This is a genomic window from Pseudomonas sp. H9 (assembly GCF_004353925.1).
GTDB lineage: Bacteria > Pseudomonadota > Gammaproteobacteria > Pseudomonadales > Pseudomonadaceae > Aquipseudomonas.
In genome coordinates this window covers 131,838-152,240 of the sequence record NZ_SMOK01000005.1, presented here as the reverse complement: position 1 = coordinate 152,240, position 20,403 = coordinate 131,838, and the positions used below count along the sequence as shown (strand labels likewise).

Below are 20,403 nucleotides of genomic sequence, written 5' to 3'. Positions count from 1 at the left end.
GAGTCATGGCTGCTCTCCTTCGCCGTTTTGGGCCGAAGCCAGATGCACACCACCCTGGCCAACCAGCACCAGGCCTCCGCCGTTCTTGCCGCTGACACCCGCCAGGGCAACGCGATCCGCGCGGTTGAACACACTGAAGCTTTGGCCGTCGTCGCTGCTGCGCAGCACACTGCCGCCATTACCGACTAATACCAGGCTGCCATCATCGAGAAGCGTAGCGCTTGCCAGGCCAAATTCGAGCGCACCGCGCGCGGCTTTCAGCTCGATCTGCTGCCAGCTGTCACCGAAGTCTGTGGAACGATAGAGGTTACCGCGCAGCCCGTAGGCCAGCAGTGTGCGCGGCTGGGCAGTGCCGATAACGCCAAACAGCGAGCCCTGGTAAGGGCCTTCGAGCTTCTGCCAGGTCTGGCCGTCGTCGCTGGAGCGGAACATGCTGCCCTGCTCACCTACGATGAACAGGCCGGCCTCTTTGACCTTGGCAATGCCGTTGAGGTGAAACTGGTCTTCGTTGTCGAGGCGATCAGCAACGTCGTTCCATTGCTTGCCACCGTCAGTGGTTTCCAGCAAGGCACCGTAGGCACCCACGGCAAAGCCGTGCTGGGTGTCGTTGAACCAGACATCCAGCAACGGCGCTTCACGCTGCAGGTCTTCGAATTGCTTGGTCCAGGTCACACCACCGTCGGCGCTGACCAGCACCTGTGCGTCGTGGCCAACAGCCCAACCGTGTTTGTCATCGACAAAATACACGGCCGTGAGCAATTGCCGCGTCGGCACTTTGGATTGGGTCCAGGATTTGCCCTGGTCATCGGAGAACAGAATGTGGCCGCGGTCACCAACGGCAATCAGTCGGTTACCTGCACGGGTCACGTCCAGCAACAGGCTTTTTTCGGCCTTGGCCGACTCTGTGGAGTAGACCTGCGTCTCAGCCGTGGCTGCCTCCGCCGTGTTGGCCCACAGGCCGATCGCCAGCACCAGCAATCCGCTGGCGGCCAATGTCCATGGACGAGCGCGCGCTGCGCCGCCGACACCTGCCGTATAAGGCACGGTCATAGATCTGTCCCCCGATTATTGTTATTTGGGTCAATCTATTTACAGGTGCTGCCAAAACCGTGTTCCAGAGCCCCGCAATAGCTGAGATCAATCCTATCGGGGTTTGTGAAGAGCTGACAACGAACAGGACGTTATGTTTTGTTAAGCGGAAAAAACATCGCGGGGCAAGCCCGCTCCCACAAAGTAGGAGCGGGCTTGCCCCGCGAGCAGAGGGTCAGGCCAGGCTCTTGCTGACTACTTCATAAACATCACTGGACAACGCACCAGACGCCAGGATGCGCTCAAGCTCACCCTTCATCAGCGCCTGACGAGCCGAATCATACTTGCGCCAGCGGGTCAGCGGCGCCAGTTGACGCGAAGCGATCTGCGGATTGAGGGCGTTGAGTTCGATCACCAGGTCTGCCAGGAAGCGATAGCCAGAGCCATCGGCCGCATGGAAGTTGACCAGGTTCTGCCCGGCGAAGGCACCGATCAAGGCACGCACCTTGTTCGGGTTCTTCAGCGTGAACGCCGGGTGCTGCATCAGCGCCTTGACCCGTGCCAGGCCGCCCGGCAGGGTGCTGGCCGCTTGCACGCTGAACCATTGGTCCATGACCAGCGGGTTGTCCTTGAAGTTTTCGGCAAACACCTCCAGCGCCTTGGCACGCTCGGCTTCGAACGGCGAATTCACCAGCACGGCCAGCGCAGTCAGGCGCTCGGTCATGTTGTCTGCGGCGTCGAACTGCTCCAGGGTTGCTTGCACCACTTCAGGCTTGGCGCTCTGCATCAGGTACGACAACGCGATGTTCTGCAGGCTGCGACGTGCAAAGTGCTCAGCCTCGGCAACGTACTCGGTTGTGCGAGAGACGTCACGGTTAGCCTTGTAGCGTGCGAGCAAGGCATCGAACAGCTGATCGGCGATCTGCTGGCGAGCAAATTCGCGCGCGGCGTGAATGGCATCGACATCGGCCACTTCGCTGATTTCGGTGAGGTAGGCCTCACCTGGCAGCGACAGCATCTCGGCAACCATGGCCTGGTCCAGTTGCTCATCGGCCAACACCGTGCCCAAGGCTTTGACCAAGCGCTGATCCAGCTCCAGCGTACGGCCCTGTTGGTGCTGGGCAATCAGTTCCTGCAATACCTGCACCGACAATTGCTGGCCCGCTTCCCAACGGTTGAAGCCATCGCTGTCGTGCTGCATGAGGAACATCAGCTGGTCTCGGTCATACGGGAAGCTCAGCTTCACCGGTGCGCTGAAACCACGCAGCAGCGAGGGTAGCGGCTTGGCAGCAACGTCGACAAAGGTGAAGGTCTGCTCAGCTTCGGTGACCGACAACACCCGCGAGGTGCCGACAGCGGCGGCTTCACCGTGTAGACGCAAGGCAATGTCGTTGCCTTGGGCATCCAGCAGGCCCAGTTCGACCGGAATCACGAACGGCTGCTTCTCGACTTTGTCTGGCGTCGCCGGGCAGCTTTGACGGAAGGTCAAGCTGTAGGTCTGCGCGGCACTGTCGTAAGACTCACTCACCGCCAAGCGCGGAGTACCGGCTTGGCTGTACCAACGCTTGAACTGGGTCAGGTCAACGCCGTTGGCATCTTCCATGGCCTTGATGAAGTCGTCGCAGGTCACGGCCTGGCCGTCGTGGCGTTCGAAATACAGGTCGCTGCCTTTACGGAAGCCTTCAGCACCGAGCAAGGTACGTACCATGCGCACCACTTCCGAGCCCTTCTCGTAAACGGTCAGGGTGTAGAAGTTGGAGATTTCGATAAAGCTGTCCGGGCGCACGGCGTGGGCCATCGGGCCGGCATCTTCAGCGAACTGGTGGGTGCGCAGGTAGGCGACATCCTCGATACGCTTGACCGTGCGCGAGTTCATGTCGGCACTGAATTCCGAGTCACGGAACACGGTGAAACCTTCCTTGAGCGACAGCTGGAACCAGTCGCGGCAGGTCACACGGTTACCCGACCAGTTGTGGAAGTATTCGTGGGCCACCACCGCTTCAACCCGCTGGTGTGCGGCATCGGTTGCGGTTTCGGCACGGGCCAGTACGCAACTGGAGTTGAAGATGTTCAGACCCTTGTTTTCCATGGCGCCCATGTTGAAGTCGTTGACCGCAACGATCATGAAGATGTCCAGATCATACTCGCGGCCATACACCTCTTCGTCCCAGCGCATGGACTTCTTCAGGCTGGTCATGGCGTGCTGGCATTTGTCGATGTTTTCCGGCTCGACATAAATGCGCAGGGTGACGTCACGGCCCGACTGACGGGTGAATTTATCTTCAACGCACCACAAGTCACCGGCCACCAACGCAAACAGGTAGGCCGGTTTCATGAACGGGTCTTCCCAGGTCGCCCAGTGCCGGCCGTCCTCTTGCGGGCCACTGCCCACCGGGTTGCCGTTGGACAGCAACACCGGATAACGGTGCTGTTCGGCGATCACCGTGGTGGTGAACTTGCTCATCACGTCCGGGCGGTCGAGGTAGTAGGTGATCTTGCGAAAACCTTCTGCTTCGCACTGGGTGCAGAACATGCTGCCGGACTTGTACAGGCCTTCCAGCGCGGTGTTACTTTCCGGGTGGATTTTCACACTGGTGTCGAGGGTGAAAGTGGCCGCCTTCGGTTGCACAGTCAGGTGGCTGTCATCGAGCTGGTAGTCACCGGCATTCAGCGCCTGATCGTCCAGCGCAACGCTGAGCAGCTCCAGTTGCTGGCCATTGAGCACCAGCGGAGGCAGGCCGGCACCACGGGCCGGGTTGCGGCGCATGACCAGCTGCGCGTGGACCAGGCTGTGGTCCTCGAACAGTTCGAAGGTCAGGTGCGTCTCGTCGATCAGGTACTCGGGTGCCTGATAGTCCTTGAGGTAGATCACTTGCGGCTGTTCGGTACGCATGTGGCGGTCCTTTTACTGATGCACGGCGAGCTGGTACGCCGTGTACTTGCGAATATTGATCACACCGGTATCGAAGATCAGGTACTGGCCCTTGATGCCCAGCAGCGTGCCTTCAGCCACGGGGTTCTTGTCCAGGTTGAAGCTGACGATCTTGCTTGGGTAGGCCTCGACCGGGTAGCGAATTTCCAGCACTTGCGCGTCGGTCAACGGCTGTATGGCCTGTAGGCCAAAGCGCGCTTGCAAGGCACTGAAGCCCTCAGCACAGCTGTCGAACAATTGCTTGCGCACAGCGATCAGATCCACCGCCTCGGCATCGCCCTTGAGCAAGGCGCGCCAGTTGGTGCGGTCGGCTACCTGGCTGCGGAACAGGTCTTCGACCAGCCCCGATTGTTGACGCGTGGCCACCCGCACGATCGGCAATGCCTGGCTTGCGCCCTGGTCGAGCCAGCGAGTGGGCAACTGGCTGGCACGGGTGATACCAACCTTGATGCCTGAAGAGTTGGCCAGGTAGACCACATGGTCGGTCATGCAGAACTGCTCGCCCCAGCTCGGTTCGCGGCAGGTGCCCTGATCGTAATGGCATTTTTCCGGCGCCATGATGCACGTATCACATTGCGCCAGCTTGGTCATGCACGGGTAGCAGTACCCTTGGCTGAAGCTGGTCTTGGTTTTGCGACCACAATGCGTGCAATGAATAGCACCGAGGTATTCCAGGCGCACGGTCTTGCCGATCAATGGATTGACCGGCACTTCCTGCTCACCCAGACGAAAAGCGTACTGCACCACAGGCGCGTCGAGACGCGCCGACATTTTACTGATGGAGCCGCGGCCAAGTTCGATCAATGGATCGCATCCGACTTGAACAGGATGTTCGGCACCGGTGCCGACTTCGAGCTGCACTCTTGCGGGCCCATGTAGCCGGTGCGCTGCTCTTCAGGCAGGTTCTGGATTTCCCAGGCAATCACCGCCTGCAGCGACAATTCTTTTTGCTCGGTGGTGAGCTTGCGCCCATCCGCCCATTTGCCCAGCTCCACGGCCAGTTTCAGGCTCTCGTAGATTTCCGGGGTGATGTTTTCGATCATTTGCGCAAAAGTGGACATAGCGTCTCCCAAATCAAGCCGTCAGTTTACGCCGGGCCAGCGCCCCGCCCAAGAGGCCGCTGAGGCAACCGACCAACAACCCGCCGACATGCGCGGCGTTGGCAATCTGGCCGAAACCCAGCAGGCTGACCAACCCGGACAGGCACAGCAGCAGCCACACCAGCATCATTACCAGCACCCCGCGCGGCATGCGATACACCGGGTTGGGTGCCAGCCACTGATACAGCCAGACGTGGCCAAGCAGGCCGTACAGCACGCCCGAAAGGCCGCCAAACAGGCTGGGGCCACCGAACAGGTATTGCGCGGCATTGGACACCAGGCTGAACAGCAGGGTCAGGCTCAGCAGCGACCAGGGCCCCTGGCGCAGTTCAATGCGGCGGCCCAGCTCCCAGTACCACAGGGCGTTCATGGCCAGGTGAAGGATGCCGAAGTGCACCAGCATCGGCGTAAACAAGCGCCACCATTGGCCATCGGCAAGGCTCGCAGCCAGCGGAGTGAAGTACAGGTAGTCGCCCTGTACCCGAAAATCGAGGAATGTCAGCCAGCTCAGGGTTGCATAGTTGTCACCCAGGCCGGTCAGCCCAGCGACGATCAAGCACAGCAGCAACACTGCTGCCGTGGCCTTGCTGGCTTGAATCTGTTGCGCGAAACCCGGCCGTGGCGCTGGCGCCAAAGCGCTCTGTTCGGGCAACTGGAAGTCGGCATCACCCTCGGGAAAGCGCTGGTACAGCTCGCGCACATCATCAGCCAGGTTTTCGGCTACCCACAGCACTTGCTCACCGGCCTCTTCGCTGACCCGGTGGGGCACCTGCAAGCGCCGCAGCAGGCCGACAAAGCCACTCAAGTCGATGCTCAAGGGCATGCGTAACACCACCACTGCACTCATTGGCTGGCCTCCGGCCGGTCCACATCGACCCAAACGAACTTGCGCGGGTCAATTCGGGTTTCATCATCGAGTCGGTAAGCGACCAGTTTGCCGTACAGCACTGCACTGTAGTCCAGGCAGGCCAGGTTGGAACGGATCGGCGCCGGTTTGCCACTGCGCCAGTAATGGCCGACGAACAGCATCGGTTCGTCTTCGCCATAGCGCAGCAAGGCATTCTTCTGGCTGTGGCTCAACGGTGTGCTGGCGACTTTTTCGGGTAAGGCATCCGGCTGGAAGACAATGTCACCGTAGGTCTGCGGGTCTTCTTCCCAGAACTTGGTTCGGAAGAAGGCACGCGTCAGGCCATCGCCGCCCGTCAAGGTCAAACCGTCAGGCAGGCGCATGTCAGTACCACGCAACAAGCGGTTGCAGACTGTCGCGGCAAAGCTGTCAGACACTCCTGAGGCCTGGATGAAGTGTTCATCGATGCAGCCATCCGGGTGCTGCTGGCGCAACGGCTCGATCAACCGCGGGTCCCAGCAGGCGTGAACCAAACGGAAGCGCCCGGCATCAAGAAACAGCGGCAGTTCGTAGAACCACTCAAGAAAATCATGCCAGTCGCCTGGGTGCTTCTCGAACTGGGTCAGGGTTTCGTAGATCAACCGCCCGTGGCGCGGGTTGTGCTCACGTACGAACTGCTTGCCGGTTTCCGGCAAGGCCGGGGTGTTCCAGCCCAAGGCGTTGTATTCATGGTTGCCCATGATGCAGTGCGCCTGACCGGCATCGACCATGTCGTGGACGATATGCAGCGCCTCACGGATGCGCGGGCCACGGTCGATGATATCGCCGAGGAACAACGCCTGACGCTGGGCATGGCGCCATACCCCGCCCTGACGCTTGTATCCCATCGCATCGAGCAGACGTTCCAGGGTGTGCGCGCAGCCGTGCACGTCACCGATCAGGTCGTAACTACGGGCTGGATCGAGCATCACTCGCCTCCACCACCCAGGCGGCTGCCCCAACCGAGTTTGGTCCGGCAGACCTCGTAGTAGTTGTGATCCAGTGGATGGATCAGGCGCAGTTTCTGCGGTTTCTTGTTCACCGTGATGGTATCGCCCGGCGCACAGGTGAAGTGGTTCTGACCGTCACAGGAAATCTGCGGGTAGATCTGCAAATCTTTGGACACCACGATCTTCAGTTCACTGTTGCCATCGACCACGATCGGCCGCCCCGACAGGGTGTGCGGGTACATCGGCACAATAACGATGGCATCGAGTTTCGGGTGCATGATCGGGCCTCCGGCCGACAGCGCGTAGGCCGTGGAGCCGGTCGGCGTGGCGACGATCAGGCCGTCAGCCTTCTGGCTGCAGACAAACTGGCCATCGATGTAAATCTCGAATTCAATCATCCGCGTGGATTTGCCAGGGTGAAGCACCACATCGTTGAGCGCGTCGCCCTGGCCAATGGCTTCGGCGTGGCGGCGTACTTCGGCCTGAAGCAGAAAGCGGTTTTCCACCAGGTAGTGACCGTCGAGCACTTCGGCGACTTTCACTTCCAGCTCGTCTGGGCGGATGTCGGTGAGAAAGCCCAGACTGCCACGGTTGATACCTAGCACCGGAGTGTTGTGCTTGGCCAGGGCGCGGGCGGCCCCCAACAGGCTGCCATCGCCACCGACGACGATGACCAGGTCACAGACTTCACCCAACAGCTTGCGTGAGGACGTCTGCAAACCGTGACCGGGTAGAACCTCGGCGATGGTGTCCTCAAGGATGACGTGCAGGTGTCGCTCCAGCAGGAATTTTTTCAGTCGGCGAATAGTATCGAGCACCTGGGAGCTGCCGAGGCGGCCGATGATACCGATATTGCGAAATTGCTCCATGGGGCTCCTGCTAGGCGCTACGGCGGTAAAAAGGCGAGGTACGCCAAAGAGTTCGATTATGGGCGAAAGCGCCGGGTGGCAGCAAACGCTGGAGAAAATCACCAGGCCTGCAGGCTTAGGGGCTATGCTCGCTGGATGAACCCTTTTCCCGGCCTGACCGACCTGCCCCGCCACCTGCGCCAGCCTCAGGTGCGCGACCTGGCGTGGGTCATCCTCGCGCCGCCAATGCTGCAGCAAACGCCCTGGCCACAACGCCATCCGCTGGCCGCCAGTGACTGGGTTGCACACCCCGAGCGCCTGCAGCAGTGGCTATACGCCCTGGACCGCGACAGCAGTGCATTGCAGCACTGGCTCGCGCAGGCCACCACGCGGCGCTTGGGGCTGTACTACGAACGGCTATGGCAGTTTGCTTTGCAACAGGCGCCAGGCGTTGAGTTGCTCGCAGCCAACTTACCGATTCGCAGCGCAGGCCATACCTTGGGTGAACTGGATATCCTGTTGCGAGACGCCGAAGGCGTGCACCATCAAGAACTGGCCATCAAGCTCTACCTGGGGCCGCCGGCTGGCGATGGGCGCAACCCTGCGCACTGGCTGGGCCCAGGCTGCCACGACCGCCTGGACCGCAAGCTAGCGCACCTAACCGATCACCAGTTGCCCATCTCCACCCGAACCGAAAGCCGCGAAGCCCTGGCAGCGCTGAATATCGGACATTTGCGTGCCGAACTGTGGCTGGCGGGCTACCTGTTCTACCCATGGCCCGGCCATACCGACGCCCCGGGCGGCGCACACCCGCAACACTTGCGCGGGCAGTGGCTGCGTCAACGTGACTGGCCGGCCTTTATCGAGTGCAGCCAATCGGGATGCTGGCAGCCATTGCCACGGGAGGCCTGGTTGGCACCGGCACGCTGCACCCAGGGGGCTAACTGGAGCCAGGAGCGCATGAGTGACTGGCTACGGACACTTGACCCACAGGCGCCCGCGCAACTGTTGGTGCGATTGGTACAAGGCGCAGGCGGGGATTGGGAGGAAGCTGAGCGGGTGTTTTTGGTGTCGGATTTGTGGCCGAATCTGCCGGGTTGAGGCACTCCACAGTGGGAGCGGGCTTGCCCCGCGAAGCGATGTGTCTGACAGGCCGCAATCGCGGGGCAAGCCCGCTCCCACAGCAAGCCCGCTCCCACCGGGGCCGCGATCGGGCTTATCCCAACCGCACCGCCAATGCCGCCAACGTCACCAACAACACCGGCACGGTCAGCACAATGCCGACCTTGAAGTAGTACCCCCAGCCAATGGTCACGCCTTTGCGCTCCAGAACATGCAACCACAACAAGGTGGCCAGGCTGCCAATCGGGGTGATTTTCGGCCCCAGATCGCTGCCGATCACGTTGGCATAGATCATCGCTTCCTTGACCACGCCTGTGGCTGAGCTGGCATCGATCGACAACGCGCCGATCAGCACCGTCGGCAGGTTGTTCATGATCGATGAGAGCAATGCTGCCAGAAGCCCTGTACCCATGGCGGCGCCCCATACACCGCCCGCGGCAAAGCCATCGAGCCAGCCGGCCAGGTAATCGGTCAGCCCGGCGTTGCGCAAGCCGTAAACCACCAGGTACATGCCCAGGGAAAACACCACGATGTGCCAAGGTGCTTCCTTGAGCACCTTGCGCGTGGAAATTTTGTGCCCTCGCGCCGCAACCAGCAGTAACACCAGGGCGCAGACGGCTGAGATGGCACTGATCGGTATGCCTAGGGGTTCGAGAGCAAAACAGCCGACCAGCAGAATCACCAATACCAGCCAACCGGCAACGAAGGTCGCCGGGTCCTGTACTACGCTACGCGGTCGATCCAGTTGCAGCGGGTCGTAGTCGCTGGGTATGTCGCGGCGGAAATACCACAGCAAAACTGCAAGTGTCGCCAGCACGCTGACCAGGTTCACCGGCAGCATCACCGCGGCATAGCGGTTGAATCCGATGCCGAAGAAGTCTGCCGAAACGATGTTGACCAGGTTCGACACCACCAGTGGCAAGCTGGCGGTATCGGCAATGAAGCCTGCAGCCATGACAAACGCCAGGGTGGCCGCCGGGCTGAAGCGCAGGGCCAGCAACATCGCCACCACAATCGGCGTGAGGATCAGCGCCGCACCATCGTTGGCGAACAAAGCCGAGACCAACGCTCCGAGCAGCACGATAAAGCAGAACAGGCGCCGCCCACTGCCGCGCCCCCAACGCGCTACATGCAGGGCTGCCCAGGCGAAAAAACCCGCAGCATCGAGCAACAGGCTGATGATGATCAGAGCAATAAAGGTACCGGTAGCGTTCCAGATAATCTGCCAGACCACCGGAATGTCGCTCCACTGCACCACACCGCTGAGCAGTGCCAGTAGCGCACCGCCCGTGGCACTCCAGCCAACGCCCAGGCCGCGGGGCTGCCAGATCACCAAGGTAATGGTCAGCAGGAAAATCAGCGATGCCATCAGCATTACAAACGCCTTGAAAACGAATTCGATGAAGCGGCGAATTCTAGCGACAGATCAATGTGGGGTTGGCAATTTTTTGTTGCAATAAGCAAGCAATCGCCCCTCCAGCGATTACAGTGACGATAACTGCGCCAACAGAGCGTGGATCCAGACCTGACCACGAGGAAAGACCATGACCTTGAAAACGCCTCCGGCCCGCTATAGCGGCCTGTCGATTACTTTGCATTGGTTAATGCTAGTGCTACTGGCGGCGGTATACGCCCTGATCGAACTGCGCGGACTGTTTCCCAAAGACAGCGTCGAACGCAACCTGATGAAAGACCTGCACTTTATGCTCGGTCTGACCGTATTCGTATTGGTTTGGTTGCGCCTGGCCCTGCGCCTGAGCCGCCCAACGCCACCCATCATCCCTGCCCCACCCGCCTGGCAGACCGGCCTGGCCCACCTGATGCACTTAGCTTTGTACCTGTTGATGATTGGCCTGCCGATTGCCGGCTGGTTGATTCTCAGCGCTGCCAACAAGCCGATTCCTTTTTATGGTTTCGAACTGCCGGCACTGATTGCGCCAGACCCGGACCTGGCCAAGGTCATCAAAGGCTGGCATGAGCGCATTGGTAGCTGGGGATACTGGCTGATCGGCCTGCATGCAGTGGCCGGGCTGTTCCATCACTATGTGCAGCGCGATAACACCCTGGTGCGCATGTTGCCACGCGGCAACTAAGTAAATCCGCGGCGGCCCTGCAAACCGCCCGTGTGCAGAAAAATCAGGCGCGTGCCGAAGGTAAACGCGCCGCTTTCCACCTGCTCACGCAACGCTAGCAGGGCCTTGCCGGTGTACAACGGCTCAAGCGGTATGTCCGACTCAGCCTCGCAGGCTGTCATGAACCCGCGCAACGTCTCATCGACCTTGGCAAAGCCACCACGACAAGCCTGATACAACTGGTACCCGGTGTCCCCGGCCAATGCTTGCACCTGAGCCGGTACGCCATGATCCAGCGGCACCGCCAAGGCCCCATGAACCTCGCGCGCCCCAGCTTCTGCCAACACTAAGCCCGCCAGGGTGGTACCGGTTCCGACCGCCAGCCACCAGCCGTCATAGTCCGACCAGCCCAGCGCAGCCAACTGACTGCGGGCCTGTTCGACGATCAGCGCGCAGCCGTTGGCACCCAAGGGGCCGCCACCGCCTTCGGGCACACAGTGCCAACCCGGATAGTGAGCCTGCCAGGGCTGCCAGAAATCGGCCTGATGACGCGCGCGATAACCGGCGTAACCCAACCAGTGCAAGTGCATGCCAAACGCTTCTAGGTCGCGCACGGTAGCAGTATCTTGAGGATGGCCGCGCAACAGCCCTGCCGTGGCAAAACCGAAGCGTTTGCCGGCCGCTGCCAGGGCATGCAGGTGGTTGGAATGCGCACCGCCCAGGCTGATCACGCCGGGCGCTTGCAGGTGCTGGGCCACACGCAAGTGCTCAAGCAGTTTGAACCATTTGTTGCCGCTGATCAGCGGGTCGATCAGGTCCAGACGCAGCACCGCCAGCTCGACGCCGAACGGGCGCAACCAGCTCAGGTCAAGGCGCTGCAAAGGGGCATTGGGAAGGGTGTCAAAACCGGTCATTTACAGTTCACTGCCGCAGGGGTAGCGGCAGTTTACCAGTGCGGCGGGATGGGCACCCCGCCGCACACCGCACTCAGAGCTCAGCAGCCAGACGTGAACCCTGGTTGATAGCCCGCTTGGCATCCAGCTCGGCCGCCACATCCGCGCCGCCGATCAGGTGTACCGACTGGCCCGCCGCGAGCAGCCCCTCCTGCAGTTCGCGTAACGGGTCCTGACCCGCACAGATCACCACGTTGTCGACCGGCAGCACCTGCGGCTCACCTTCGCCGATGCGAATGTGCAAGCCTGCGTCATCGATGCTCAGGTACTCGACGCTATTGAGCATTTGCACCTGCTTGTTCTTCAAGCCCGTACGGTGAATCCAGCCGGTGGTCTTGCCCAGGCCGTCGCCGACCTTGGACTTCTTGCGCTGCAACAGGAACACCTGACGCGCCGGGGCATGCGGTTCAGCCTTGATGCCGGCTACACCACCGCGCGCCTGCAACGTGGTATCGATGCCCCACTCCTTCCAGAACGCTTCACGGTCCAGGCTGGTGGCCTGGCCTTGGTGTACGAGGAACTCGGAAACATCGAAACCGATACCACCGGCACCGATTACCGCCACTTTCTGGCCTACGGGCTTACGCTCAAGCAGCACATCCAGATAGCTCAGCACCTTGCTGTGCTCGATGCCCGGAATCGCAGGCACACGTGGGGCGATGCCAGTAGCGAGAATGATCTCGTCATAGCCGCCCGCCGCCAGTTGCTCAGCCGTCACGCGAGTATTGAGGCACAGCTCGACACCGGTGGTTTGCAGCTTGCGCTTGAAGTAGCGCAGGGTCTCGTAGAACTCTTCTTTACCCGGCACGCGCTTGGCCACGTTGAACTGGCCGCCAATCTCGCTGGCCGAGTCGAACAGGGTAACCTGATGGCCGCGCTCTGCCGCCACAGTAGCGGCCGCCAGCCCGGCAGGGCCAGCGCCGACCACGGCGATTTGCTTGACCTGAGTGACCGGCAGGTAGTTCAGCTCGGTTTCGTGGCAGGCCCGCGGGTTGACCAGGCAACTGGTCAGCTTGCCGCCGAAGGTGTGATCCAGGCAGGCCTGGTTGCAGCCAATGCAGGTGTTGATCTCGTCACTACGACCAGCAGCCGCTTTGTTGACGAATTCAGGGTCGGCCAGGAACGGACGCGCCATCGACACCATGTCGGCATCGCCTTCGGCGAGAATCTGCTCGGCCACTTCCGGGGTATTGATGCGGTTAGTGGTGATCAATGGAATCTGCACTGCACCACGCAGTTTGGCCGTGACCTTACTGAAAGCTGCACGCGGCACCTTGGTAGCGATGGTCGGAATCCGCGCTTCATGCCAGCCGATACCGGTATTGATTATCGTCGCCCCGGCTTTTTCGATGGCCTGGGCCAGTTGCACGATCTCCTCCCAGTTGCTGCCACCCTCGATCAGGTCGAGCATCGACAGGCGGAAAATGATGATGAAGTTCGGGCCAACGGCTTCACGCACACGGCTGACGATTTCCACAGCCAGGCGCATGCGGTTCTCGTAACTACCACCCCAGCGGTCGGTGCGGTGGTTGGTGTGAGCAGCAAGGAACTGGTTGATGAAGTAACCTTCCGAACCCATGATTTCGACACCGTCATACTCGGCCTGCTGTGCCAGCACCGAACATGTGACGAAGTCCTGGATCTGCTTTTCGATGCCCTCTTCATCCAGCTCATGGGGCTTGAACGGGTTGATCGGTGCCTGGATTGCACTCGGTGCCACCGACTTGGGGCTGTAGGCATAGCGGCCCGCATGGAGGATCTGCATGCAGATTTTGCCACCGGCTTCATGAACAGCCTGGGTGACGATACGGTGCTTTTCGGCTTCTTCCGGCGTGCTCAGTTTGGCAGCGCCCGAATACACACCGCCTTCCACATTCGGCCCGATGCCGCCAGTCACCATCAGGCCGACGCCACCTCGGGCACGTTCGGCGAAGTACGCTGCCATACGTTCGAAACCACCGGGCTTCTCTTCAAGGCCGGTGTGCATCGAGCCCATCAAGGTGCGGTTGCGCAAGGTGGTAAAGCCCAGATCCAACGGGGCGAGCAAGTGCGGGTAACGAGCGGCGGTCATAGCGAACTCCACAACAGGCCTAATCACGGGATGCAGGCACCTCACCAAGGCTGGCGGGGCCCGTCAGTTATCTGAGGCCGACATTAAAGAGCCGTGCCACAACGCTCAATGACCGAAAGTGACAAGTTATTGATCCTAATGCACCCGAGGTCTACCCTAAGGGCCGAATCCCTTGTTGGTGCTGTGCTGGTTCATGCGAAAACTTCTGTTCGGCGCTCTGGCGCTGGTTGTCATTGCTGCGCTCTGCGGCTACGGGTTCTGGACCGAGCAGCGGCCGACAGGCCATTACCTGTCAGACCTGCGCATCGAACTGGCCATGAGCGAAGGCGTTCCCGGCGATCACGGCAATTTGCTGGGGGTCGAGCCGCAGCTATTTCCCAGTGACTACCAGAACCTGCAACGCTTGCACCGCAAGCTGGCGGCCTACCTGGAGCAAGCGCGGGCCAAAGGCCTGATCAACGCCCGCACCATTGTCATCCTGCCCGAGCATATCGGCACCTGGCTGTGGGCCCGGGGCGAGAAAAACGAGCTGTATCAAGTCACCCAGCGCCGTGACGCCTGGCAGTGGCTGGAAGTGAGCAATCCTCTGCGTTATGGCCTGGCCATGCTCGGCGCCCAGGGCGATGACCGCCGCGCCGATGCGCATCTGCGCATGAAGGCACAGCAAATGGCCACTGATTACCAGCAGTTGTTCGGCGGTCTGGCCAAAGAGTTCGGCGTGACCCTGGTGGCCGGGTCGATCGTTTTGCCGTCACCGCGTGTCGAACACGGTAAGCTCACCGTCGGCTCCGGGCCGCTGTACAACAGCAGCCTGGTGTTCGCTGGCGACGGCTCAGTGCTGGGCCAACCGCAACTGCAGCAACACCCGGATGGCGACGTACGACGCTTTATCGACAGCGGTACCGATCAGCCCCCACACGTCGTGCAAACCCCGGCCGGGCGCCTGGGCGTACTGATCGGTAGCGACAGCTGGTACCCGAGCAATCAGCAGCAGTTGGCCAACCAATCGGCTCAGCTCATCGCCAACCCCGCCTTCCTGGGCGGTAAAGACAGCTGGAACGGCCCCTGGCGTGGCAACCGCCATCAGCCGTTGGCGACCAGACTGGCGTTCAAGCCCGGTGAAGTCAGCGAGGCACTCGCCTGGCAACAGCTGACCTTGAACGCCAACCCGTCGGACATGATCAGCATGAGCGTGTTCCAGCGCGGACGTTTCTGGGATGTAGTTGCCGACGGCCACGGTTTTGCCAACCGCGCCGGTCTTACCCTGAACGGCAACAGCAGCTCCGGTGCACGCCTGCTGAACCTGTGGCTGTAGGTGGGATCATGAACCGCCCACGAATGCGCCTGGGAGACCTCTCAGTCGGTTTTATCCAAAGCCTGAGTGAAACCCTGCACCAGCGCGGCATCGACCCCACAGCGTTGTTGCAGCGCTACGGCCTGGACAACGCGCGCCTGGCCGAAGCGGGTGCACGCTTGTCTATTCCGCGCTACATGCACCTGGGCCATGCGGCCATCGAACTGACCGGCGATCCGGCGCTGGGCCTGCACATGGGCAGCCTGAACCGCCTCAGCCATGCCGGTTTGGCCGGCGTCACAGCGGCCCAGGCCCCAAGCATTGGTGAAGCAGCACGCACTTTGCTGCGCTTCGAGCCGCTGTATGCGGCCAACTATCGTGGCCGCTCAAGCTTTCATGAAGACAACAGCGGCGCCTGGCTGCGCTTTTACTCCATCAGCCCTTACAACGCTTACAACCGTTTTGTCGTGGACTCGCTGCTGTCGGGCTGGCTGGCGCAGTTATCCGAGTTGGCGGGGGTAAACATCATCGCCGAACGGCTGGAGATCGAATTTGAAGCACCGGCGTACGCTGCTGCTTATCAAGCGCTGTGCAATAACCCAGTGCAATTTGGCGCCCAGACCAACCAACTGCGCCTGAACCGGGCCAGCCTCGCTTTGCGCAATCCGGCCCATTGCCCCAGCACCTGGCAGCACCTGCTGAACCTGTGTGAAGCGGAACTTGAGCAACGCACACGCATCCGTAGCCTGAGTGAACGCATCGCCCATTTGCTCGGGCCATTGCTCAACGGCGGACGTGAACCGGATCTGGAAGAAGTGGCGCGCCACCTGCAACTACCCACCTGGACGTTACGGCGCAAGCTGGCTGAGGAAGGCACGCAGTTTCGCGCCATCCTCAATGACACACGACACGATCTGGCCATGACCTACATCCGTGACACGGAACTGGCCTTTGGCGAAATCGCTTACTTGTTGGGGTTTGCTTCAGCCGAAGCATTCCAGCGCGCGTTCAAGCGCTGGAACAGCATGACTCCGGGAGAGTTTCGCCGCAGTCAGCGACGTACCGGCTGAACCTACAGTTCGGTGGCGTCTTCGGCGGGCTCGAGCGGGTCGAGTTCAAAGGCGCTGTATTCGAGAAGTTCTTCTTGATAATCGTCCATCGTCTGCTCCGTCGTTTCTCATTCAGTTCATAGATTCGTCATCGAGCCTAAAGTGCCGTGATGACAGAAAAATGACAATGACGCTTATCAAAACAACGTAGCAGCTTATGGAAAAATTACCCGCCCTTACTGCGCGGGGGCCTGTTCAGGGCTACTGGCGGGCGTTACCGGTGCAGTGCTCGAAACTGGCTCAGACGCTACAGGCGCAGGCTGCTCGGCACTGACAGGCGCTGGTTCGGCAGGTGGGGCCACAGGCTTGGAACCGGCACTGTCGTCGACCACAGGGGACGCAGGTGCTTCAACGACGGGTACCGACTGGGTTGCCGGTGCAGGCGTCGGCTCAACGATGGCTGGCGCCGCTGCAGATGCTGGCGGCTCAACCGGTGCCAGAGCCGCAGGTGCCGGCTCCGTGGCGCTTTCAGGCACACCCAGCGCTGGCGCAGGTTGCTCTTGCGGCTTTTTCAACGACAGTTTCTTTTTCTGCTCTTTCGGCAGGAAGCTCTCGACCAGCGCGAAATAGCGCTCGTAGAACTTGGCCGAGGTAACGGTTTCACTGGCGACCTTGACCATGGAGTCGTCAGTGGAGCCGATCGGCATCGACAACGAGCCCAGCACCCCTACCCCGACACTGGCCGACGTGTTGGATTTTTTCAGCGCATAGCGGTCTTGCAGGGCGTTGGCGAACATGGTCGAGCGCAGCTCGTCGCCGCTGTCGCGGGCACAGACCACGTTGAAGCTGATTTGCAGATGCGATTCACCGGTTTGCTGAAAGCTCTTGTTACCAACCACCTGCCCGGCATCGCTGCTGGTGATGATATAGCCCTGGCTCAGCAACGCCCGCCGCGCGGCTTCACAGCTACCGGCTTCGCTGACCGGGAAACTGCGCGAATAAGTACCCGAGTCGTCGAAATTCTCGTGTTCGTAAATGGCAGCTTTCTTCGAAGAACAGCCAGCAACACCCGCCAGCACCAGGGCCAGCCCCAGCGCACTGAAGACGGTAGACTTTGACATTGCTAATCCTGAGTAAAACGATCAGGGCCTATTGTGCACCACATCGGCGGCTCACCGAAACCGCAGCCAGGCAAATTCCCCGGTAGGAGCGGGCTTGCCCCGCGATAGCGGTGTGCCAGTCACAGGGCATCGCGGGGCATCGCGGGGCAAGCCCGCTCCTACAGGCACAAAAAAAGCGACCCGTAGGTCGCTTTCTTTGTTACATCAATATGGCGCAGCGGACGGGACTCGAACCCGCGACCCCCGGCGTGACAGGCCGGTATTCTAACCGACTGAACTACCGCTGCGTGTCGTGCAAGCCTGGATCGCGAAACAACCGCTTATCTCAGGCACAAAAAAAGCGAACCTTAGATCGCTCTTTTTGAAGCTTCGAGGAGTTCAAGGGCCTCGAGGCGAAGATGGCGCAGCGGACGGGACTCGAACCCGCGACCCCCGGCGTGACAGGCCGGTATTCTAACCGACTGAACTACCGCTGCGTATCGTACAAGCTTTCGCTTGCTTGAAACTGGGATCTGGCCTGAAGGCTTTTCTACCTTCTGACCTCAAACCGGTCATAAACCGATCTGGAGAAAAATGGCGCGGCGGACGGGACTCGAACCCGCGACCCCCGGCGTGACAGGCCGGTATTCTAACCGACTGAACTACCGCCGCGCAGTGTGGACTCTCGTCCGGTTCCTCTCAGGTAACGCCTTCTTGCGAAAGTGTCGAACCAGGAACATCTCAGGAAGTGGTGGGTGATGACGGGATCGAACCGCCGACCCTCTGCTTGTAAGGCAGATGCTCTCCCGGCTGAGCTAATCACCCGTGTGCTTCGCTGAGGTGGCGAAATTTACGCAGGTATCGAACCTAAGTCAATACCCCTGTTGAAGTTTTTTTCACGGGAGTGAAAAAAACAGCTGCAAGGGATGAGCTTCAAGCGGCAAGTAAAAGCAAAATCCAAAGCACACCGCGAACCACTTGAAGCTTGCAGCTTACAACTTGAAGCTACCGATAAATCATCTTCTTGGTCATGCCGCCGTCGACCACGAACTCCTGCCCGGTGACAAAGCCGGCATTGCGCGACAGCAGCCAGGCAACCATGGACGCTACGTCTTCCACGGTCCCTACCCTGCCCGCTGGATGCTGGGCATGGTCGGCTTCACTCAGTGGCTCGGCACGGCGCTGCGACGGGTCCCGTGCATCGATCCAGCCCGGGCTCACCGCATTGACGCGAATCTCCGGCCCAAGGCTCACCGCCAAAGCATGGGTCAGGGCCAACAGGCCGCCCTTGCTGGCTGCATAGGCCTCTGAGTCGGGTTCTGATTGGGTCGCACGGGTAGACGCCAGGTTGACGATGGCGCCACCGTGGGCGCGCAGATACGGCGCACAGTGCTTGGCCAGCAACATCGGCCCACTGAGGTTGACCGCCAGCACCCGGTTCCAATGGGCAAGGCTCAAGGACTCAAGGGTCGAGTTGTGCGGATCAGCCACAGCAGCATTGCACACCAGCGCATCGAGGCGACCGAATTGCCCCAGCACTTCGGCCACTCCGGTCTTGACCTGAGCTTCATCGGCAACGTCCATGGCGATGAACCAGGCATTGTCACCCAGCACTTTGGCCGCCTTGGCGCCGCGCGCGCGGTCCAGATCGGTGAGCACCACTTGCCAGCCCTCGGCGATCAGCCAGCCAGCTATGCCCAGGCCGATCCCGCGGGCTGCACCGGTCACCAGGGCGACGCGGCCATTATGGCTGTTGTCGCCCACCGACCAGTCGATCACAGCGCCGCCAGGCCGCGGGCCAGGTCGGCCTTGAGGTCAGCGACGTCTTCCAGGCCTACTGCCACCCGGATGAGGCTGTCGCGAATACCGGCAGCCTCACGCTCTTGCGGCGACAGACGGCCGTGCGAGGTGGTGCCCGGATGAGTGATGGTGGTTTTGCTGTCGCCCAGGTTGGCGGTGATCGAGATCAGGCGCGTGGCATCGATGAAGCGCCAGGCGCCCTCTTTACCGCCCTTGACCTCAAAGCTCACCACAGCACCGAAGCCGCTCATCTGGCTTTTCGCCAAGGCGTGCTGCGGGTGGCTCGGCAGCCCCGCGTAATGCACCTTCTCGATGCCCTCTTGCTGCTCCAGCCACTCAGCCAGGGCCTGCGCATTGGCGCAATGGGCGCGCATACGCAAGTTGAGCGTCTCCAGACCTTTAAGGAAGATCCAGGCGTTGAAGGGGCTCAGCGACGGCCCGGCAGTGCGCAAGAAGCCCACCACCTCTTTCATTTGCTCGCTGCGCCCGGCAACCACCCCGCCCATGCAACGGCCTTGACCGTCAATGAACTTGGTGGCGGAGTGCACAACGATATCGGCACCCAGCTTCAGCGGTTGCTGCAGGGCCGGGGTGCTGAAGCAGTTGTCGACCACCAACTGGGCGCCCTTGGCGTGGGCAATCTCGGCCAGCGCCGCAATGTCCACCAATTCAGCCAGCGGGTTGGACGGCGACTCGACGAACAGCAGCTTGGTGTTGACCTTGATCGCCTGCTGCCAGCCGGCCAAATCAGCCAGGGGCACGTAGTCGACCTGCACACCGAAGCGCTTGAAGTACTTCTCGAACAAGCTGATGGTCGAGCCAAACACGCTCTGGGAGACCAGGACATGGTCGCCAGCGCTGCACAGGGCCATCACGGTGGACAGAATTGCCGACATACCCGTGGACGTCGCCACGGCCTGCTCAGCGCCTTCCAGGGCGGCGATGCGCTCTTCGAAAGCACGTACGGTCGGGTTGGTGTAACGCGAATAGACGTTGCCTGGAACTTCACCGGCGAACCGTGCAGCGGCATCAGCCGCTGTACGGAACACATAGCTGGAGGTGAAGAACAGCGGATCGCTGTGCTCACCTTCCGGCGTGCGGTGTTGGCCGGCGCGTACCGCCAGCGTATCGAAAGCGACCCCGTCGAGGTCGCTGTCCAGGCGCCCGGCATCCCATTCCTGTGTCATGCCGCTGCTC

General features: G+C 61.0%; 17 protein-coding genes and 4 tRNA genes. 4 read left to right on the top strand and 17 right to left on the bottom strand.

What is annotated here, in order from left to right:
- Positions 1 to 3: 3 nt before the first annotated feature.
- From E1573_RS04485 to E1573_RS04455, 7 genes are all read right to left on the bottom strand, one after another.
- Positions 4 to 1,050: a YCF48-related protein gene (locus E1573_RS04485; RefSeq protein WP_133211021.1), complete on the bottom strand. Its 1,047-nt coding sequence runs from the start codon at positions 1,048 to 1,050 to the stop codon at positions 4 to 6.
- A gap of 214 nt (positions 1,051 to 1,264) precedes the next feature.
- Entirely contained in the window at positions 1,265 to 3,922 is a 2,658-nt protein-coding gene (pepN, locus tag E1573_RS04480) for an aminopeptidase N (protein WP_133211019.1), read from the bottom strand.
- Positions 3,923 to 3,934: 12 nt separating this feature from the next.
- Positions 3,935 to 4,765 carry a DUF2797 domain-containing protein gene (locus E1573_RS04475; RefSeq protein ID WP_133211017.1) on the bottom strand — a complete coding sequence of 277 codons (831 nt, stop codon included), beginning with the start codon at positions 4,763 to 4,765 and terminating at the stop codon, positions 3,935 to 3,937.
- Complete coding sequence (locus E1573_RS04470) at positions 4,762 to 5,022, bottom strand: YeaC family protein (RefSeq protein WP_133211015.1); 261 nt, start codon at positions 5,020 to 5,022, stop codon at positions 4,762 to 4,764. The genes E1573_RS04475 and E1573_RS04470 overlap by 4 nt, the downstream gene beginning before the upstream one ends.
- Positions 5,023 to 5,035: 13 nt before the next feature.
- Positions 5,036 to 5,908, bottom strand: coding sequence for a rhomboid family intramembrane serine protease (locus tag E1573_RS04465; protein WP_133211013.1), 873 nt, complete (start codon positions 5,906 to 5,908; stop codon positions 5,036 to 5,038).
- On the bottom strand, positions 5,905 to 6,876 hold the full coding sequence (locus tag E1573_RS04460) for a metallophosphoesterase (RefSeq protein WP_133211011.1): 972 nt from the start codon (positions 6,874 to 6,876) through the stop codon (positions 5,905 to 5,907). The genes E1573_RS04465 and E1573_RS04460 overlap by 4 nt, the downstream gene beginning before the upstream one ends.
- On the bottom strand, positions 6,876 to 7,766 hold the full coding sequence (locus tag E1573_RS04455; RefSeq protein WP_107022970.1) for an NAD(+) kinase: 891 nt from the start codon (positions 7,764 to 7,766) through the stop codon (positions 6,876 to 6,878). Before E1573_RS04455 ends, E1573_RS04460 begins: the two co-directional genes overlap by 1 nt.
- A 135-nt stretch (positions 7,767 to 7,901) precedes the next feature.
- On the opposite strand from E1573_RS04455, the gene E1573_RS04450 reads away from it, so the two are divergent.
- Positions 7,902 to 8,846, top strand: coding sequence for a DUF1853 family protein (locus tag E1573_RS04450; RefSeq protein ID WP_133211009.1), 945 nt, complete (start codon positions 7,902 to 7,904; stop codon positions 8,844 to 8,846).
- A 115-nt stretch (positions 8,847 to 8,961) separates the two neighbouring features.
- On the opposite strand, the gene E1573_RS04445 is transcribed toward E1573_RS04450, so the two are convergent.
- A complete protein-coding gene (locus E1573_RS04445; RefSeq protein ID WP_133211007.1) occupies positions 8,962 to 10,242 on the bottom strand; it encodes an arsenic transporter in 1,281 nt (426 codons plus the stop codon).
- Positions 10,243 to 10,411: 169 nt separating this feature from the next.
- Here E1573_RS04445 and E1573_RS04440 point away from each other — a divergent pair, with 169 nt between their 5' ends.
- Positions 10,412 to 10,960, top strand: a complete 549-nt coding sequence (locus tag E1573_RS04440) for a cytochrome b (protein ID WP_133211005.1) — start codon at positions 10,412 to 10,414, stop codon at positions 10,958 to 10,960.
- Here the strand turns inward: E1573_RS04440 and E1573_RS04435 are convergent.
- Together E1573_RS04435 and E1573_RS04430 are read right to left on the bottom strand one after the other, a co-directional pair.
- On the bottom strand, positions 10,957 to 11,853 hold the full coding sequence (locus tag E1573_RS04435) for a 1-aminocyclopropane-1-carboxylate deaminase/D-cysteine desulfhydrase (protein ID WP_133211003.1): 897 nt from the start codon (positions 11,851 to 11,853) through the stop codon (positions 10,957 to 10,959). The genes E1573_RS04440 and E1573_RS04435 overlap by 4 nt on opposite strands.
- 73 nt (positions 11,854 to 11,926) lie before the next feature.
- Complete coding sequence (locus E1573_RS04430; RefSeq protein ID WP_133211001.1) at positions 11,927 to 13,963, bottom strand: NADPH-dependent 2,4-dienoyl-CoA reductase; 2,037 nt, start codon at positions 13,961 to 13,963, stop codon at positions 11,927 to 11,929.
- Positions 13,964 to 14,156: 193 nt separating this feature from the next.
- On the opposite strand from E1573_RS04430, the gene E1573_RS04425 reads away from it, so the two are divergent.
- Together E1573_RS04425 and E1573_RS04420 are read left to right on the top strand one after the other, a co-directional pair.
- Positions 14,157 to 15,278: a nitrilase-related carbon-nitrogen hydrolase gene (locus E1573_RS04425; RefSeq protein WP_133210999.1), complete on the top strand. Its 1,122-nt coding sequence runs from the start codon at positions 14,157 to 14,159 to the stop codon at positions 15,276 to 15,278.
- An 8-nt stretch (positions 15,279 to 15,286) separates the two neighbouring features.
- On the top strand, positions 15,287 to 16,327 hold the full coding sequence (locus E1573_RS04420; RefSeq protein WP_133210997.1) for an AraC family transcriptional regulator: 1,041 nt from the start codon (positions 15,287 to 15,289) through the stop codon (positions 16,325 to 16,327).
- A 215-nt stretch (positions 16,328 to 16,542) separates the two neighbouring features.
- On the opposite strand, the gene E1573_RS04415 is transcribed toward E1573_RS04420, so the two are convergent.
- The 7 genes from E1573_RS04415 to E1573_RS04385 all read right to left on the bottom strand — a co-directional run bounded on the left by E1573_RS04415 (position 16,543) and on the right by E1573_RS04385 (position 20,393).
- Positions 16,543 to 17,427, bottom strand: a complete 885-nt coding sequence (locus E1573_RS04415; protein WP_133210995.1) for a DUF2242 domain-containing protein — start codon at positions 17,425 to 17,427, stop codon at positions 16,543 to 16,545.
- Between the two features lie 210 nt (positions 17,428 to 17,637).
- A tRNA-Asp gene (locus E1573_RS04410) sits at positions 17,638 to 17,714 on the bottom strand.
- A gap of 112 nt (positions 17,715 to 17,826) precedes the next feature.
- Positions 17,827 to 17,903, bottom strand: a tRNA-Asp gene (locus E1573_RS04405).
- Between the two features lie 98 nt (positions 17,904 to 18,001).
- Positions 18,002 to 18,078, bottom strand: a tRNA-Asp gene (locus tag E1573_RS04400).
- 77 nt (positions 18,079 to 18,155) lie between these two features.
- Positions 18,156 to 18,231 (bottom strand) — tRNA-Val (locus tag E1573_RS04395).
- A gap of 180 nt (positions 18,232 to 18,411) precedes the next feature.
- Positions 18,412 to 19,170 (bottom strand): SDR family oxidoreductase, encoded by a 759-nt coding sequence (locus E1573_RS04390; protein WP_371925127.1) that lies wholly within the window; start codon positions 19,168 to 19,170, stop codon positions 18,412 to 18,414.
- An 11-nt stretch (positions 19,171 to 19,181) separates the two neighbouring features.
- Positions 19,182 to 20,393 carry an O-succinylhomoserine sulfhydrylase gene (locus tag E1573_RS04385; RefSeq protein WP_133210991.1) on the bottom strand — a complete coding sequence of 404 codons (1,212 nt, stop codon included), beginning with the start codon at positions 20,391 to 20,393 and terminating at the stop codon, positions 19,182 to 19,184.
- Positions 20,394 to 20,403 lie beyond the last annotated feature (10 nt).

What these genes read in the sequence shown, in the direction of transcription:
- E1573_RS04485 (WP_133211021.1), bottom strand. Translation starts at nt 1,050, where the DNA reads ATGACCGTGCCTTATACGGCAGGTGTCGGCGGCGCAGCGCGCGCTCGT.
- pepN (WP_133211019.1), bottom strand. Translation starts at nt 3,922, where the DNA reads ATGCGTACCGAACAGCCGCAAGTGATCTACCTCAAGGACTATCAGGCA.
- E1573_RS04470 (WP_133211015.1), bottom strand. Translation starts at nt 5,022, where the DNA reads ATGTCCACTTTTGCGCAAATGATCGAAAACATCACCCCGGAAATCTAC.
- E1573_RS04465 (WP_133211013.1), bottom strand. Translation starts at nt 5,908, where the DNA reads ATGAGTGCAGTGGTGGTGTTACGCATGCCCTTGAGCATCGACTTGAGT.
- E1573_RS04460 (WP_133211011.1), bottom strand. Translation starts at nt 6,876, where the DNA reads ATGCTCGATCCAGCCCGTAGTTACGACCTGATCGGTGACGTGCACGGC.
- E1573_RS04455 (WP_107022970.1), bottom strand. Translation starts at nt 7,766, where the DNA reads ATGGAGCAATTTCGCAATATCGGTATCATCGGCCGCCTCGGCAGCTCC.
- E1573_RS04450 (WP_133211009.1), top strand. Translation starts at nt 7,902, where the DNA reads ATGAACCCTTTTCCCGGCCTGACCGACCTGCCCCGCCACCTGCGCCAG.
- E1573_RS04445 (WP_133211007.1), bottom strand. Translation starts at nt 10,242, where the DNA reads ATGCTGATGGCATCGCTGATTTTCCTGCTGACCATTACCTTGGTGATC.
- E1573_RS04440 (WP_133211005.1), top strand. Translation starts at nt 10,412, where the DNA reads ATGACCTTGAAAACGCCTCCGGCCCGCTATAGCGGCCTGTCGATTACT.
- E1573_RS04435 (WP_133211003.1), bottom strand. Translation starts at nt 11,853, where the DNA reads ATGACCGGTTTTGACACCCTTCCCAATGCCCCTTTGCAGCGCCTTGAC.
- E1573_RS04430 (WP_133211001.1), bottom strand. Translation starts at nt 13,963, where the DNA reads ATGACCGCCGCTCGTTACCCGCACTTGCTCGCCCCGTTGGATCTGGGC.
- E1573_RS04425 (WP_133210999.1), top strand. Translation starts at nt 14,157, where the DNA reads ATGCGAAAACTTCTGTTCGGCGCTCTGGCGCTGGTTGTCATTGCTGCG.
- E1573_RS04420 (WP_133210997.1), top strand. Translation starts at nt 15,287, where the DNA reads ATGAACCGCCCACGAATGCGCCTGGGAGACCTCTCAGTCGGTTTTATC.
- E1573_RS04415 (WP_133210995.1), bottom strand. Translation starts at nt 17,427, where the DNA reads ATGTCAAAGTCTACCGTCTTCAGTGCGCTGGGGCTGGCCCTGGTGCTG.
- E1573_RS04385 (WP_133210991.1), bottom strand. Translation starts at nt 20,393, where the DNA reads ATGACACAGGAATGGGATGCCGGGCGCCTGGACAGCGACCTCGACGGG.